The organism is Phycicoccus sp. HDW14, assembly GCF_011383005.1.
GTDB lineage: Bacteria > Actinomycetota > Actinomycetes > Actinomycetales > Dermatophilaceae > Phycicoccus.
Genome location: NZ_CP049935.1, coordinates 3,375,262 through 3,389,899 on the forward strand (window position 1 = coordinate 3,375,262; position 14,638 = coordinate 3,389,899).

Here is a 14,638-nt window from a genome sequence, read left to right on the forward strand (position 1 = left end):
AAGCGTCTGCGGGCGAAGCGTTCTCGTGGATCAGATGTCCAAGAACCGCACGTCGCGCGCGTTGCGCTGGATGAACGAGCGCCGGCTCTCGACGTCCTCGCCCATGAGCACCGAGAAGATCTCGTCGGCCGCGGCGGCGTCGTCGAGGGTGACCTGGAGCAGGACCCGCTGGTCGGGGTCCATCGTGGTCTCCCACAGCTCCTGGTAGTCCATCTCGCCGAGACCCTTGTAGCGCTGGATCGGGTTGTCCTTCGGCAGCCGCCGGCCCTTGCTCTGCCCCTCGGCGACGAGCGCGTCGCGCTCGCGGTCGGTGAACGCGAACTCGTGCGGGGCGTTGCTCCACTTGAGGCGGAACAGCGGGGGCTGCGCCAGGTAGACGTAGCCGGCCTCGATGAGCGGCTTCATGAACCGGAAGAGCAGGGTGAGCAGCAGCGTGCGGATGTGCATGCCGTCGACGTCGGCATCGGCCATCAGCACGATCTTGTGGTACCTGGCCTTCTCGATGTCGAAGTCCTCACCGATGCCGGTGCCGAACGCCGAGATGAGGGCCTGGACCTCCTGGTTGGCCAGCGCCTTGTCGAGGCGGGCGCGCTCGACGTTGAGGATCTTGCCGCGGATCGGGAGGATCGCCTGGGTGTGCGGGTTGCGGCCGCGCACGGCCGAGCCGCCGGCGGAGTCGCCCTCGACGATGAACACCTCGGAGACCGCGGGGTCCTTGGCCTGGCAGTCGCGCAACTTGCCGGGCAGGCCGCCGGACTCGAGGACGCGCTTGCGGGTGGCCTCGCGGGCCTTGCGCGCCGCCATCCGGGCGGTGGCCGCCTGGATCGACTTGCGGACGATCTCCTTGCCCTCGTTCGGGTGGCTGTCGAGCCAGCCGCCGAACTCGTCGGTCATCGCGCGCTGGACGAAGCCCTTGACCTCGGAGTTGCCGAGCTTGGTCTTGGTCTGGCCCTCGAACTGCGGCTCGCCGAGCTTGACGCTGATGACGGCGGTCAGGCCCTCGCGGACGTCGTCGCCGGTGAGGTTGTCGTCCTTCTCCTTGAGCTGGTTCTGCTTGCGCGCGAAGTCGTTGACGAGCTTGGTGAGCGCCGCGCGGAAACCCTCCTCGTGGGTGCCGCCCTCGTGGGTGTTGATGGTGTTCGCGTAGGTGTGCACCGACTCGGAGTACGAGGTGGTCCACTGCATCGCGAGCTCGAGGGAGAGGCTGCGGGCCTCGTCCTCGACCTCGATCGAGATGACCTCGGGGTGCACGGGCTCGGTGCGCTTGGAGGCGACGAGGTGGTCGACGTAGTCGACGAGCCCGTTGTCGTAGCGGTAGCTGACCGAGCGGGCCGTGGTGGAGCGGGCCTGGCCGCCGGCCTCCTCGTCCTCGTGGTCCTCGACGACCGCGATGTCGGCGTCGACGCCGTCGAGGTCGGGGGAGCCGTCGGCGGCGGCCGCGGGGACCCGCTCGTCGACGAGGTTGATGGTCAGGCCCTTGTTGAGGAACGCATACTGCTGGAAGCGCGCGCGGATCGTCTCGTAGTCGTACTGGGTGGTCTCGAAGATGTTCCCGTCGGCCCAGAAGGTGATGGTGGTGCCGGTGCGGTCGGTCTCCTCCATCTGGGTCAGCGGCGCCGTGGGCACGCCGTGGTCGAAGGACATCCGGTGCGCGTGGCCCTTCTGGCGCACGCAGACGTCGAGGCGGGTCGAGAGCGCGTTGACCACCGAGGAGCCGACGCCGTGCAGACCACCGGAGACCTTGTACCCACCGCCGCCGAACTTGCCGCCGGCGTGCAGCTGGGTGAGCACCAGCTCGACGGCGCTGACGCCCTCGGTGGGGTGGATGTCGGTGGGGATGCCGCGGCCGTTGTCCTTGACCCGGACGGCGCCGTCCTCCATGAGGGTGACGTCGATGGTGTCGGCGAAGCCGGCGAGCGACTCGTCGACCGCGTTGTCGACGATCTCCCAGACGAGGTGGTGCAGGCCGCGCTCGCCGGTGGAGCCGATGTACATGCCGGGGCGCTTGCGGACCGCCTCGAGCCCCTCGAGGACGGTGATCGACCCGGCGTCGTAGGCCGGGCCGTCGGCCGGAGGGGCGGAGTGCCCGGCCGTCGCCCGGGAGGCGGCGGTCGAGGGGCCTCGGGGACCGCGGGGGTGCCGGGCACCTCGGGCACGTCAGGGGTGAGGTCGGGCTGGTCGGGCTGGTCGGCCACGGGGCTCCTTCATCGGCACGCTCCCGCGCGGGTGGCGGGGCGGTTTCACGGCGCACGCCCCTCGGGCGGTGGACGACCCGGGGGCGCGCTGTCACCGTCCATCCTACCGGTCGGGACCGACAGATCACCCGCTGGGAGGCCCGTGGCGCCCGTTTTCCGGCCTCATCCGGCCCGTTCATGACTCCCCACCCGCGACCCGCCCCCCAGCGGCCCTCACCGGCCTTCCTCGGGTCCCCGACATCCCGGCCCGCTCCGCACGGACGGGCAGACGGCCGGGGGCCTCTCGGCTAGCGTCCTCGGCATGGGGAGGACCATCCGCCGGGCTGCCGGCTGCGCCGCCGTACTCGTCCTCGCGACCGGGGTCGCGGGGTGCTCCTCGACGGGGTCGGGCGGGGGTCCGTCGCGGTCCGCGAGCTCCTCGGCGAGCGGGTCGGCGAGCCCGTCGGCGTCCCCGTCGGCGTCGTCATCGGCGGTCGCGCCCGCGGGCACCACGCTCATCCGGGCCCAGCGCAGCGGGCTGCGGTTCGCGGTGCCGACGTCCTGGCAGGTCACCGACCTCGCGACCGTCCTCGAGGGCGGCGACGACAAGGCCCTGCAGGACATCGCCCGCACAATGAACCTCCCGCTGAGCCAGCTCAAGGCCGCCGCCCGCACCGTCGACGTCGCCGCCTTCGGCCCCACCGTCAAGGGCTTCGCCCCGAACGTCAACGTCCAGTCGCTGCCCGTCGAGGAGGTTCCGACGGCCGCCCAGCTGAAGATGGTCATGGCCGCCGTGGGGGGCACGGTCGAGTCGGTCCGGGACGTGACGACGTCGCTCGGCCCGGGCCGGGTGTCGCGCTACACGCTCGAGGTCGGGTCGACGACCGTCGTCGGCCGGCAGATCGGGGTCAAGGGGCCGAAGGGGGTCGTGCTCGTCACCGTCTCCGACATCGACGCCAAGAGCGCCGACGTCGTGCTCGCCCTCGTGCAGGGCACGCTCGCCGCGACCTGAGCCGCGGCGTCCCGGCGTCGGTCAGGAGGCGACGCCGAGCACCACGAGGTCGGCGCTGCGCAGGCGGGCGAAGCGGTCCATCCCGTCGAGCAGGGCGGCGACGTGCGGCGCGGTGGCGTCGACGACGAGGATCCCCTCGCGGGCCGCGGTGTCGCGCACCGCCTCCCAGGTGCGGCGGTCGTCGGTGAAGGCGACGACGACCCCGGCGTCGGCCAGACCGTCGATGGTGCGCTCGCCGAGGGTCGTCGGGAGCGGGACGGTGGACCGGACGAGGTCGAGCAGGTCGCGGCTGTCCCCGGCCCGGCGCAGCAGGGCGTCACCGTGCAGTGCGAGCACCTCGCCGAACAGCTGGGGCCGCTGTGCGCCGAGGAGGATGAGCCGGGCCAGCAGCGAGCGGCCGATGCCCTCACCGACCGCGGCGTCGTCGTGCGCGGGGTCGGTGAGGATGTCGCGGCCGTCCTCGACGACCACCTGGCAGAAGGAGGCCCAGCCGGGCACGAGCTCGGTCGGGCCCTCGGCGGCGAGCATCCCCCGACGTAGCGGCGGTGGGCGCTGCGGTGGCCGGGGAAGGTGCGGAAGGCCGTGACGGCCGCGACCGCGCGCACCCGTCCGACCGAGGTCTCGAGCGGGAGGACGACGAGCGGGTCGATGCCGACGCGCTGGCGGAACCACTCGGCCTGGGCCTCGGCGTCGCGGTCCCAGAGGGTCGTGCCGCCGGAGACCTCGACCCCGTCGACCTCGACGGCGAAGGGCAGCTGGTCGGCGACGTCGAGGACGTGCTCGAGCGTCGTCTCGGGGGTGCACCAGGAGCGGGTGGCGGCGCGGGGGTGCAGGCGGATCTCGGTGCCCGGGGTGTCGAGCGCCTCGTCGGCGAGCGTGACGCGCACGGTGCCGTCGGCGAGGCCGACCCAGCGCATCGTCGGGGCGCCGGGCACGAGGGCCGAGCGGGTGCGCAGCTCGACGACGTCGGCGACCTGGAAGCTCGCGAGCAGGGCGACCTCGTAGCGGCGCATCCCCTCGCGGACCGGGCCGTGGTGGTGCTGGTCGGGGGTCGCGGCGAGCCAGCGGACCTCCTGGGCGGTGAAGCCGACGCCGTCGTCGCGCACGACGAGGGGTCCGCCACCGGTCGCCGAGGTCACGCGGACCCGGCCGACGTGGTCGGGGTCGACGCGGCGGCGGGCCGTGATGCCGACGAGCGCGCTGCCGAGCAGCTCGCGGACGTGGACGCGCGGGCCGGTGCCGAGGGCCGGGGCGGAGAGGCGCGGCGAGCGCGCGGCCTCCGGGGCGGAGGCGGCGGGGGTCGTCGCGGTCGGGGTCGCGGCGGGCGGTGCCGTGGGCGCGGGGTGGCGCTCCGCGGCACGAGGTGGGGCTCGGGGGTCGGCGGGGTCGCCGAGGGCCGACCGGTCGGGTCGGAGGGGCTGCCGGTCGGTGGACCGGGCACGGGGCTGCGCACGTGCTGGCTCCGTTCGGGGTGCTCGGGCCGGGTCGCGGTCCTGGGATGTGCTGGATCCCTTGCAGGATGACCGCGACGGCGCCGATTCCGTGCACCGGAGCGGGCCGGGTCCGCTCCTCGGCGCGGGAGACCGACCGAATGGGCGATGGCCGCCCCCACCGACCGTCCCGGGGTCAGGCGGTGCCGCCGCCGTGGAGGGTGCGCTCGAGGAGGGCCCGGACGTCGTCGCTGAGCACCTGCTCGGGGACGGTGACGTCGACCTCGGGCAGGGCACAGCGCACGCCGTAGCAGTAGGCGTCGGGGTAGTCGCGGTCGGCGGCGGCGGCCAGGCCCTGGAGGCGGTCGGTGGCCAGCAGCGAGCGCCACGCCCGTCCGTCCTCGTCGGGGAGCTCGCCGAGGGTGACGGTCCGCTCGCGGGTGCGGCCGGCCAGGCCGCCGGTGCGCCGGACCGCGAGCTCGGTGCCGGGGGCGGGGACCGGGACACCGGGGCCGGGGTGCCGGGGGCATCGGGCGACTGCGGCGTGCCGGGGTCGGCGGGCGTCGTGCCGCCCGTGGACCCGTCGCCCGACCCCGGTGCCCCGACGGCCGTGACCCCCACACCGGCCCACGCGGCCGCGACCGCCTGCGCCTCGCGCGAGCCCTCGCCGTACCGGGCGCCGGCCGCGGCGGTGGTCAGGGCGGCGAAGGTCGCGAAGTCGCAGTCGGCGGCGATGTCGCCGGTGAGGGCGTCGAACCACACCTGGCCCGCGACCTCCCACGCGTTGCCCCGAGCGCGACGGCGAGGTCGTGGAACGCCTTGTTGGGGATGCCGGAGTTGATGTGGACGCCGCCGTTGTCGTCGGCGGTCTCGACGTAGTGGTCCATGTGCGCCGGCTGCGGGTCCTTGCCGAGCTGCGGGTCGTCGTACGCGGTGCCCGGGGCGGCCATCGAGCGCAGCGCCACGCCCTGGACGCCCGGCGCCAGCAGCTCGGCGCCGATGAGCCAGTCGGCCTGCTCGGCGGACTGCCCGAGGGAGTGCTGCTTGACGAGGACCCCGAAGACGTCGGACACCGACTCGTTGAGGGCGCCCGACTGGTCCCGGTAGTTCAGGCCGGCGGTGTACTGCGTGACGCCGTGGGCCAGCTCGTGGCCGATGACGTCGATGCTGCGCGTGAAGCCGAGGAAGACCACGCCGTCACCGTCGCCGAACACCATCTGCGTGCCGTCCCAGAAGGCGTTGTCGTAGTCGGTGCCGTAGTGGACGGTCGCGACGAGCGGAAGACCCTTGCCGTCCAACGAGTTCCGTGAGTAGGCGTCCATCCACAGCCGCCACGTGGCACCGAGCCCGTCGTACGCCTGGGTGACGGCCTCGTCGGCGGTGGCCGGCTCGCCCTCCGCCCGGACCTGCGTGCCGGGCAGCGTCGTGCCGTGCTGCGCGTCGTGGATGGTGCGCTGCGGACCGGCGGGCGTGCCGGGCTCGACGGACGGCCTGGCGCTCCGGCCCCCGGGCGCGCCTCGGCGGTGACCCGGCCGCGCCGCAGCTGTTCGTCGACGAGCAGCGTGCCGCCTGCGCTCGACGCGACCCGCTCGTCGTCGGACGCCGCGAGCGCCGCGAGCAGGTACGGCGGGACGATGGAGCAGCACGCGGGGGAGGTCGTCATCCCTCCACGATGCCCCGCCCACCGACATCGGCGAGCGCTGCGGGGCGGCTCCCACCGGGTGGTCAGCCTCCGTCCACCTCGCGTCCGGGTCGCACCCAGGTGACCGGGGTAGGCGTGGGGTGAGCCACCGACCGAGAGGAGCATCCATGACACGCGTCGTCGCCATCACCGGAGCCAGCGGGGGGATCGGGCGGGCCACCGCCCGGGAGTTCGCGAGGAGGGGGGACTCCGTCGCCCTCCTGGCCCGCGGCGAGCGAGGGCTCGAGGCCGCCGCGGAGGAGGTGCGGGCGCTCGGCGGGCGGGCCCTCGTCGTGCCCACCGACGTCTCGGACGCGGACGCGGTCGAGGCCGCCGTCGAACGCGTCGAGACCGAGCTCGGGGCGGTCGACGTGTGGGTCAACGTGGCCTTCACCTCGGTCTTCGCCCGGTTCGGGGACATCAGCCCGCAGGAGTACCGCCGGGTCACCGACGTCAGCTACCTCGGCTACGTCTACGCGACGATGGCGGTCCTGCGCCGGATGACGGAGCGCGACCGCGGCACGATCGTGCACGTGGGCTCGACCCTGGCCTACCGCGGCATCCCCTGCAGTCGGCCTACTGCGGGGCCAAGCACGCCCTCCAGGGCTTCCACGAGTCCCTCCGCTGCGAGCTGCTCCACGAGCGCAGCGGCGTGCGCGTGACGATGGTGCAGATGCCGGCCGTCAACACCCCGCAGTTCTCCTGGGTGCTCTCGCGCCTGCCCGAGAAGGCGCAGCCGGTGCCGCCCATCTACCAGCCGGAGGTGGCCGCCCGGGCCGTGGTCTTCGCGGCCGAGCACCCCCGCCGCCGGGAGTACTGGGTCGGCGCGAGCACCGTCGGGACCCTGCTGGCCAACGCCGTGGTGCCCGGCCTGCTCGACCGCTACCTCGCCCGGACCGGGTTCGCCTCGCAGCAGACCGGCGAGGACCGGGACCAGGACCAGCCGGCGAACCTCTGGGAACCGGCCGACGGGACGGGGGGTCGTGACTTCGGGGCCCACGGGGCGTTCGACGGCCGGTCGCACGCCCGCAGCCCGCAGCAGTGGGTCGCCCACCGCTACCCCCAGGTGGCCGCCGCGCTGGCCGGGACGCTCGCGGTCGGGGCCGCTGCCCTGGTCGGCCGTCGGCGGTGAGACCTCAGCCGGCGGCCTGACGGAAGGCCTCGTCCGACCGGCGACCGACCTCGTCAGCGGCGCAGGGCCGCGGCCATCCGCTCCTGCGCGAGGGGGGAGGCGAAGAGCTCGCCGGACAGGCGGGCCATCGCCTCGCCGTCGGCGTCGAACGAGGCGAGGAGGTCGGCGGCCAGCAGGGCCTTGGCGGCGACGAGTCCCTGGCGCGCGCCGGCGCGCAGGTCGTCGAGGACGGCGGCGACGGCGGTGTCCATCCCGGCCTCGTCGACGACGTGCGTGACGAGACCACCGGCCCGGGCCTCGTCGGCCGTGAAGGCGCGACCGGTGAGGAACCAGTCGGAGGCAGTGCGCCCGGAGAGCCTGTGCCGCAGCGGGATCGAGATGGCAGCAGCGGCGAGGCCGAGGCGCACCTCGGTGAGCGCGAACGACACGTCGTCGCGGCAGACCACGACGTCGGCGGCCGCGACGAGGCCCAGCCCGCCGGCGCGCACGGGGCCGTCGAGCCGGACGAGGACGGGCACCGGCAGGGCGGCGATGCGGCGCTGGAGGTCGACGATGCCGCGCGCCGACTCGGTCATGTCGACGATGGCGGCCTCCTTGAGGTCGGCGCCGGCGCAGAAGACCCGGTGGCTGGAGCGCAGGAGGACGCCGTGGAGGGACTCGTCGCGGGCGAGGTCGTCGAGGTGGGCGGCCAGCTCGGTGACGAGGCGACGGGAGAGGGCGTTGCGGTTGGCCGGCGAGTCGAGCGTGACGACGGCGACGCGGTCGTCGTCGGAGCGGGTGACCAGGGGGCGTCGGCGTCGGCATCCACGGGGCGACCCTAGCCCGCGGGTCCGCCCCCCGGTCTCAGGCCGCCGGGGTGACCCGGAAGACCGGGAACCCGGGGGCGGCGGCCGCGAGCTCGGCGTCGGTGGAGTCCTTGGAGAGGCCCTCGACGAAGCGCCCGACCTCCCAGCCCCAGCGCTCGAGGTACACGCGGATGACCGCCGGGCGCTCCTCGACGGGGACCTCGACGAGCCGGACCTGCTCGACCCGACGGCCGACGCGCAGCTGGGCCTCACCGGCGACCCGGGCGTTGCGGACCCACTCGGTGTTGCCGCGCGGGGCGACGAGGAAGCGCTCGTCCTCGAGGGGCATGAGGTTGACCGGCGTGCTGCGCGGCAGGCCCGAGCGGCGGCCACGCACGGTGAGCACCCGCGAGCCCATGAGGCTGACGCCGTGCTCGGTGAGCCACCGGACGGCGGTGTTGAACCAGGCGTCCATCCGCTCGGTGGGACGCACGTAGCGGGTGGCGGGGTCGGGGTGGTCGGCTGCTCGGTCATCGGTCTCTCCTCGTCCTGTGAGCACTGCTCTCGTTTTGACGAGTGTGCCCCGTCCTCCTGGTCAATGTCAAGAGCAGTGCTCTCGTCGTGTGGTTGGATGGGTCATGCCCACCCGCGCCGAGCACCGGCAGGCCGTCGAGGCCCGCATCGTCGAGATCGGTCGGCGCCACCTGGCGTCCGAGGGCGCGGCCGGCCTCTCGCTGCGCGCGGTGACCCGCGACCTGGGGATGGTGTCGTCCGCGGTGTACCGGTACGTCGCCAACCGCGACGAGCTGCTGACCCTCCTCCTCGTCGACGCGTACACCGAGCAGGCCGACGCCGTCGACGCGGCCGTGGCCGGAGCCGCCGGACGGTCGTGGGACGAGCGGATCGTCGTCGGCGGGATGGCCTTCCGTGAGTGGGCGGTCCGCGACCCGTCGAGCTACGCGCTGCTGTACGGCAGCCCGGTGCCGGGGTACGAGGCGCCGGCCGAACGTACCGTCGAGCCGGGCACGCGGGTCGTCATCACCCTGGCGGGGCTCGTCGACGAGGGGGTACGGGAGGGGTCGGTTCCGGTCGACGGTCCGGTGCCCATCGCGCACGCGGGCCTGTCCGACGACCTCGTGCGGGTGGCCGCCGAGACCGGTCTCGGGGCGGGGCCCGACGTCCTGGCCCGGGCGCTGACCCTGTGGGCCGTCCTCGTCGGGGGACCAGCCTCGAGGTGTTCGGGCAGTACGGCGGGGACACGTTCGCTGACGCCGGGGCGCTGCTCGAGCAGCAGCTCCGCCTCGTCCTGTCCCTCCTGCGCGCCCCTGACCCGACTGATTGCCCAGAACCCACGTCGGAGGGCCGAATCCGAGCCCGTCCAGGTGGGTTGTGGGCAATAAGTCGGTGAGTGGGGGTCGAGGCGGGCTGAGGGTCAGCCGTAGGTGTCTCGAGGGCCGCGGCCGTCCTGCACCCGGTGCCGGCCGCGCGACCACGTCGGCGCACTCGGCCCGACGACCCGCAGCTCGGCGACCGTCCCCTCGCCGACGTCCTCGGCGAGCCGGGTCATCAGCGAGGACTCGAGGAGCCGCAGCTGGGTGGCCCAGGCCGTCGAGTCGGCGCGCACGGTGAGCACGCCGTCGACGAAGTCGGTGGGATGGCAGTGCGCCGCGACCTCCTCGCCGACGATGCCCGGCCAGCGCCCGATGACCGAGCCCACCGCGACGTCGGCACCCCACCCGCGGTCACCGACGAACCGGTCGATCTGGTCGCCGAGCAGCTGCGGGTCGCGGCCGGCGTCACCGCGCCGACCGCCCGGCACGTCCTTGGCCCGGCGGCGGGGCTTCAGGCCCGGCCGCAGCCCCTTGGCCCGGGCTCGCGCGCGGGCCCGGGCGAGTGCCTCGGCCGTCGCCAGCCCGGCGTCCCCGACCTCGACCTCGGATCCCTCGGATGCCTCGCTGCCGGACACCTCGGCCTCGGGGTCGGGTGTGGGTGCCTCGGGGGGGTCAGGCGTCATCCGACGCCTCCTCGGTCGGCACGCCCGCCGGGGGCACGTCGTCGCCGTCGCCGTCGGCCGGCCCCTCGACGGACCCCAGCGTCACCCGGACCGTCCGGCCGGCCAGCGCCTCGGGGACGTCCTCGGGCACCGCGGCCGTGACGAGCACCTGCTCGGCGTCGGCGACCATCGCGGCCAGCCGCTCGCGCCGGCCGGAGTCGAGCTCGGCGAAGACGTCGTCGAGGACGAGCACGGGATCGTCACCGAGGTCGGTGCGCAGCAGCTGGAAGGCCGCGAGCCGCAGCCCGAGCGCGAACGACCAGGACTCCCCGTGGCTGGCGTACCCCTTGGCCGGCAGTTCGCCGAGCGAGAGCAGCACGTCGTCGCGGTGCGGCCCGACGAGGCACACGCCGCGCTCGACCTCGGCGTCGCGCACCTCGGCGAGGGACGCCAGCAGCTCGTCGTGCAGCTCGGCCACCTCCGGCACCTCACCGGCGGCCAGGCGGGCCGCCGTGGCCTCCCGCAGCGAGGACCGGTAGGCCACCCGGGCGTCGGACTGCCCGTTGCTCACCTCGTCGTAGGCCTTGCCGAGGTACGGGCCGAGGTCGCGCAGCAGCCGCAGCCGCGCGTAGAGCAGCTGGGACCCGACACCGGCCAGCTGGGCGTCCCAGACCGACAGGGTGTGCAGCGCCGTCGCGGTCTCCGACGCCGGGTCGAGCGCCTCGGCCCCGGGCCGCGGCCGACGACCCCGCGCCCGACGGGACAGGTACGGCTGCGCGGACTTCAGCAGGGCCGAGCGCTGCTTGACGATGCGGTCGTACTCCTGACGCACCCCGGCCCAGCGCGGCTGGCGCGCCACGAGCAGGTCGTCGAGGAAGCGCCGGCGCTCGCCCGGGTCGCCCTTGACGAGCGCGAGGTCCTCCGGCGCGAAGAGCACCGTGCGCAGGGTGCCGAGCACCTCGCGCGGGCGCACCGGCGAGCGACCGAGCCGCGCCCGGTTCGCCTTGCCCGGGGTGATCTCGAGCTCGACGAGCGTCTCGCGCCCGTCCCGCACGATCGCGCCACGCACCACCGCGCGGTCGGCCCCGAACCGGACGAGCGGGGCATCGGTGGCGACCCGGTGCGACGAGAGCGTCGCCAGGTAGCCGACGGCCTCGACGAGGTTGGTCTTGCCCTGCCCGTTGAGGCCGACGAGGGTCGTCACACCCGGCTCGAGGGGCAGCTCGGCCCGCTCGTAGCTGCGGTAGTCCCCGAGGGACAGGTGCCGGACGAACACTCCCCGAGAGTAGTGCGCGCCGCCGTCGGGCCGATGACGCACCGCCCGCGCCGGCGTATCACCCAGCACGCCGGCGGACTCCTCCCGCTGAGCGCACCGGACGCCCCGGTGCCCCCACCCAGGAGGTCCGGATGTCCCACCCCACCCTCGGCACCAACCGCCGCACCCTCGTCGGCGCCCTCGGGCTCGGCACGCTCGGGCTCGGGACCCTCGGCCTCGCGTCGCCCGCCCAGGCCGCCGCGCCCGCCGGGCTCGTCATCCCGCCGGACGCGCTGGGCACCGGCGTCCCCGAGATCTACCTCGTCGTCGACGGCATCACGGGGGACTCGACCGACAAGGACTTCCGCGGGGCCATCGAGCTGCTCGCCCTCGACTGGGGCGTCAAGGCCAAGCGCTCGACGTCGGGCAGCGGGTCCGGGGCCGGCAAGCCGGTGGCCGGCGACGTGAAGTTCGCCGCGCGCTCGTCGTCCGCCTCGCCGAAGCTGCTGCAGCGGCTCGTGTCCGGCCGGATGGTCCGTCGGGCGACCGTGCACGTCATGCGGCGCGGGGAGAACCGCGTCGAGGCGATGACGCTCGACCTCAAGGACGTCCTCGTCACCGGCTACGAGGTGATGTCGGCCAGCGGTCTGCCGGTCGAGGTCGTGTCCCTCGCGATGAACGGGCTCACCGAGACCTGGATCCCGCAGCGGGCGGACGGCTCGCTCGGCACGCCCGTGTCCGTGACCTGGGACCTGCGGACGGGCAAGGTGACCTGAACCCACCGGGACCGGAGCCCGGCCGGGTCGGGTCCTGGCGGTCAGGCCTTCTTCGTCGCCCGCTTCGCCGCGGCCTTGCGGGGAGCGCCCGACCCGAGTGACCCGGCGAGGCGGGCCCGGCCGTCGCGGCCTTGGCGGCCTTCTTCGCGGCCGTGCGCTTGGCCGGCTTCTTCTCCTTGCGGCCGGCCTTGGCCTTGGCCTCCTCGGCGCTGGCCGGCCCGGAGGCCGCCTCGTCGCGCAGCTGCTGGCCCTCGGCGACGGTCATCACCTGGTGGCCGCCGAACTGGCCACGCAGCGCCGCGACGGCCTGCATCGTCGGGGAGGTCTGCTGGCGCGAGGCGAACCGGGCGAAGAGCGAGGCCGAGATGACGGGCATCGGCACGGAGAGCTCGAGGGCCTCCTCGACGGTCCACCGGCCCTCGCCGGAGTCGGAGGTGTAGTCCGAGACGTCCTCGAGCGACGGGTTCTCCTCGAGCGCCTTGACCATGAGGTCGAGCAGCCAGGAGCGGACGACGGTGCCCCGGCTCCAGGCCTTGAAGGCGCCGGGGACGTTCTCGACGATGTCCTTCTTCTCGAGCAGCTCGTAGCCCTCGGCGTACGCGTGCATCAGGCCGTACTCGATGCCGTTGTGCACCATCTTCGTGTAGTGCCCGGCGCCGACCTTGCCGGCGTGGACGAAGCCCTCGTCACGCGGGCCCTCGGGCGCAGCGCGTCGAAGATGGGCATCGCCTTGCGGACGTTGGCCGCCGAGCCGCCGACCATGAGGCCATAGCCGTTCTCGAGGCCCCAGATGCCGCCGGAGACCCCGCAGTCGAGGTAGCCGATGCCCTTGGCGCGCAGCAGCTTCTCGTTCTCGAAGTCGTCGGTGAACTTGCTGTTGCCGCCGTCGATGACCAGGTCGCCCTTGTCGAGCAGCTCGGCGAGCTTCGTGACGGTGTCGCGGGTGGGCGCGCCGTGGGGGACCATCACCCAGACGACGCGCGGGCCCTCGAGCTTCTTGACCATGTCGGCGAGGGAGCGGGCGTCGGACACCGCCTTGTTGCGGTCGTACCCGACGACCTCGTGCCCCGCGCGGCGCAGGCGCTCGCGCATGTTGCCGCCCATCTTGCCGAGGCCGACCAGTCCGAGCTGCATGCGGGTGCTCCTTCGTCGAGGGTGTCGGGCTGCACCGCAGGCTACGCCCGGCGGCCGCCCCTGCCGAGGGGGTGCTCGCGGGTCAGGAAGCGAAGCGCACGGGCATGAGGACGTACCGGTACGAGGTGTCGGCCTCGCCGTCGGCGCTGTCCTGGCCGGAGAGCACCGCCGGGCGCGACGGCTGGGTGAAGGACACCCGCGACCAGTCGGTCCCGACCGCGCCGAGCCCGTCGAGCAGGTAGGTGGGGTTGAAGGCGATCTCGACCTCGGGACCGGTGAGCGTGCACTCGACGGCCTCGGACGCCTGCGCGTCGTCGCCGGTGCCGGCCTCGATGGCCACCTGCCCCTCGGCGAAGCGCAGCCGCACCGGGGTGTTGCGCTCGGCGACCAGGGCCACGCGCTTGACGGCCTCGACGAGGTCGGCGGTGCGCACGACGGCCTCGGTGTCGGAGGTGGTCGGGAAGATCGAGGAGACCTTGGGGTACTCGCCGTCGAGGAGGCGCGTCGTCGTACGACGGCGGCCGGCCTCGAACCCGACGAGCCCGTCGCCCCCGGCCGTGGCCCCGAGCGCGACGTCGATCGAGCCGCTGGCACCGAGGCTGCGGGCGGTCTCGGACAGGGTGCGGGCGGGGATGAGCACGACGTGGCTGGCGTCGGTGGCCGACGGGTTCCAGGTCAGCTCGCGCATCGCGAGGCGGTAGCGGTCGGTGGCCAGCAGGGTCATCCGGTCGCCCTCGACCTCGACCCGCACGCCGGTGAGGATCGGCAGGGTGTCGCCGCGGTCGGCCGCGACCGACACCTGGGCGACGGCCTGGGTGAACAGGTGGCCGTCGACGGTGCCGGTGGGCTCGGGGGAGGCCGGCAGCGTCGGGTAGTCGTCGGACGGCATCATCAGGAGGCTGAACCGGGAGGCGCCGCACGTGACCTGGACCTTGTTGCCCTCGGTCGCGAGGTCGATGGGCCGGGCCGGCAGGTTGCGCGAGATGTCGGCGAGCAGGCGGCCGAGCACGAGCACGGTGCCGGCCTCGGTGACCTCGGCGGCGACGGTGACCCGGGCCGAGACCTCGTAGTCGAAGGCGCTGAGGGTGAGGGTGCCGTCGTCGGAGGCCTCGAGGAGGATGCCGGCGAGGACCGGCACCGGCGGACGCGCGGGGAGGCCGCGGGCCACCCAGGTGACCGCCTCGGCCAGGACGTCGCGCTCGACGCGGAACTTCACGGCTTACCACCCTGTCCGGCGCGGAGCAGCCCACGCCTGTCGTGCTTCGG

The 14,638-nt window shown here is 74.3% G+C and carries 13 protein-coding genes and 3 pseudogenes; 6 read left to right on the plus strand and 10 right to left on the minus strand.

The window, feature by feature from the left end; genetic code table 11:
- Nucleotides 1–30: 30 nt before the first annotated feature.
- A pseudogene (gene gyrB / locus G7075_RS16640) lies at nucleotides 31–2,064 on the minus strand (DNA topoisomerase (ATP-hydrolyzing) subunit B); the annotation flags it as partial.
- 432 nt (nucleotides 2,065–2,496) lie between these two features.
- Between gyrB and G7075_RS21590 the strand changes: the two are divergent.
- Nucleotides 2,497–3,186 carry a hypothetical protein gene (locus tag G7075_RS21590; RefSeq protein ID WP_166123510.1) on the plus strand — a complete coding sequence of 230 codons (690 nt, stop codon included), beginning with the start codon at nucleotides 2,497–2,499 and terminating at the stop codon, nucleotides 3,184–3,186.
- Between the two features lie 21 nt (nucleotides 3,187–3,207).
- Here G7075_RS21590 and G7075_RS21595 read toward each other — a convergent pair whose 3' ends face one another.
- Nucleotides 3,208–3,714, minus strand: a complete 507-nt coding sequence (locus G7075_RS21595; RefSeq protein ID WP_166117791.1) for a hypothetical protein — start codon at nucleotides 3,712–3,714, stop codon at nucleotides 3,208–3,210.
- Between the two features lie 54 nt (nucleotides 3,715–3,768).
- Here G7075_RS21595 and G7075_RS21600 point away from each other — a divergent pair, with 54 nt between their 5' ends.
- Nucleotides 3,769–4,191, plus strand: coding sequence for a hypothetical protein (locus G7075_RS21600; RefSeq protein WP_166117792.1), 423 nt, complete (start codon nucleotides 3,769–3,771; stop codon nucleotides 4,189–4,191).
- A 621-nt stretch (nucleotides 4,192–4,812) separates the two neighbouring features.
- Here G7075_RS21600 and G7075_RS21605 read toward each other — a convergent pair.
- Nucleotides 4,813–5,247 (minus strand): protealysin inhibitor emfourin, encoded by a 435-nt coding sequence (locus tag G7075_RS21605; RefSeq protein WP_166117793.1) that lies wholly within the window; start codon nucleotides 5,245–5,247, stop codon nucleotides 4,813–4,815.
- 41 nt (nucleotides 5,248–5,288) lie between these two features.
- Nucleotides 5,289–6,445: pseudogene (locus G7075_RS21610) on the minus strand (M4 family metallopeptidase); the annotation flags it as partial.
- On the opposite strand from G7075_RS21610, the gene G7075_RS21615 reads away from it, so the two are divergent.
- The gene (locus G7075_RS21615) at nucleotides 6,426–6,959 is read left to right on the plus strand and encodes an SDR family NAD(P)-dependent oxidoreductase (protein ID WP_371814103.1); all 534 of its coding nucleotides are present in this window, start codon (nucleotides 6,426–6,428) and stop codon (nucleotides 6,957–6,959) included. The pseudogene G7075_RS21610 and the gene G7075_RS21615 sit on opposite strands and share 20 nt — an antisense overlap.
- The gene (locus G7075_RS21620; protein ID WP_240918116.1) at nucleotides 6,950–7,429 is read left to right on the plus strand and encodes a hypothetical protein; all 480 of its coding nucleotides are present in this window, start codon (nucleotides 6,950–6,952) and stop codon (nucleotides 7,427–7,429) included. The genes G7075_RS21615 and G7075_RS21620 overlap by 10 nt, the downstream gene beginning before the upstream one ends.
- A 53-nt stretch (nucleotides 7,430–7,482) precedes the next feature.
- Here the strand turns inward: G7075_RS21620 and G7075_RS16675 are convergent, their stop codons facing one another.
- Nucleotides 7,483–8,214, minus strand: coding sequence for an enoyl-CoA hydratase-related protein (locus tag G7075_RS16675; RefSeq protein ID WP_166124436.1), 732 nt, complete (start codon nucleotides 8,212–8,214; stop codon nucleotides 7,483–7,485).
- Between the two features lie 58 nt (nucleotides 8,215–8,272).
- Nucleotides 8,273–8,773: a nitroreductase/quinone reductase family protein gene (locus G7075_RS16680; protein WP_240917698.1), complete on the minus strand. Its 501-nt coding sequence runs from the start codon at nucleotides 8,771–8,773 to the stop codon at nucleotides 8,273–8,275.
- A 79-nt stretch (nucleotides 8,774–8,852) separates the two neighbouring features.
- Between G7075_RS16680 and G7075_RS16685 the strand changes: the two genes are divergently transcribed.
- Complete coding sequence (locus tag G7075_RS16685) at nucleotides 8,853–9,614, plus strand: TetR/AcrR family transcriptional regulator (protein ID WP_205860547.1); 762 nt, start codon at nucleotides 8,853–8,855, stop codon at nucleotides 9,612–9,614.
- A gap of 32 nt (nucleotides 9,615–9,646) precedes the next feature.
- On the opposite strand, the gene G7075_RS16690 is transcribed toward G7075_RS16685, so the two are convergent.
- Nucleotides 9,647–10,228 carry a DUF721 domain-containing protein gene (locus G7075_RS16690; protein ID WP_166123512.1) on the minus strand — a complete coding sequence of 194 codons (582 nt, stop codon included), beginning with the start codon at nucleotides 10,226–10,228 and terminating at the stop codon, nucleotides 9,647–9,649.
- Complete coding sequence (recF, locus tag G7075_RS16695; protein WP_166124438.1) at nucleotides 10,218–11,483, minus strand: DNA replication/repair protein RecF; 1,266 nt, start codon at nucleotides 11,481–11,483, stop codon at nucleotides 10,218–10,220. The genes G7075_RS16690 and recF overlap by 11 nt, the downstream gene beginning before the upstream one ends.
- Nucleotides 11,484–11,614: 131 nt before the next feature.
- Between recF and G7075_RS16700 the strand changes: the two genes are divergently transcribed.
- On the plus strand, nucleotides 11,615–12,238 hold the full coding sequence (locus tag G7075_RS16700; RefSeq protein ID WP_166123514.1) for a type VI secretion system tube protein Hcp: 624 nt from the start codon (nucleotides 11,615–11,617) through the stop codon (nucleotides 12,236–12,238).
- 265 nt (nucleotides 12,239–12,503) lie between these two features.
- On the opposite strand, the pseudogene gnd reads toward G7075_RS16700, so the two are convergent.
- Nucleotides 12,504–13,372 (minus strand): annotated as a pseudogene (gnd, locus tag G7075_RS16705) (phosphogluconate dehydrogenase (NAD(+)-dependent, decarboxylating)); the annotation flags it as partial.
- An 82-nt stretch (nucleotides 13,373–13,454) separates the two neighbouring features.
- Entirely contained in the window at nucleotides 13,455–14,588 is a 1,134-nt protein-coding gene (gene dnaN, locus G7075_RS16710) for a DNA polymerase III subunit beta (protein WP_166123516.1), read from the minus strand.
- Nucleotides 14,589–14,638 lie beyond the last annotated feature (50 nt).

What these genes read in the sequence shown, in the direction of transcription:
- G7075_RS16685 (WP_205860547.1), top strand. Translation starts at nt 8,853, where the DNA reads ATGCCCACCCGCGCCGAGCACCGGCAGGCCGTCGAGGCCCGCATCGTC.
- G7075_RS21595 (WP_166117791.1), bottom strand. Translation starts at nt 3,714, where the DNA reads ATGCTCGCCGCCGAGGGCCCGACCGAGCTCGTGCCCGGCTGGGCCTCC.
- G7075_RS21615 (WP_371814103.1), top strand. Translation starts at nt 6,426, where the DNA reads ATGACACGCGTCGTCGCCATCACCGGAGCCAGCGGGGGGATCGGGCGG.
- G7075_RS21590 (WP_166123510.1), top strand. Translation starts at nt 2,497, where the DNA reads ATGGGGAGGACCATCCGCCGGGCTGCCGGCTGCGCCGCCGTACTCGTC.
- G7075_RS16700 (WP_166123514.1), top strand. Translation starts at nt 11,615, where the DNA reads ATGTCCCACCCCACCCTCGGCACCAACCGCCGCACCCTCGTCGGCGCC.
- G7075_RS16690 (WP_166123512.1), bottom strand. Translation starts at nt 10,228, where the DNA reads ATGACGCCTGACCCCCCCGAGGCACCCACACCCGACCCCGAGGCCGAG.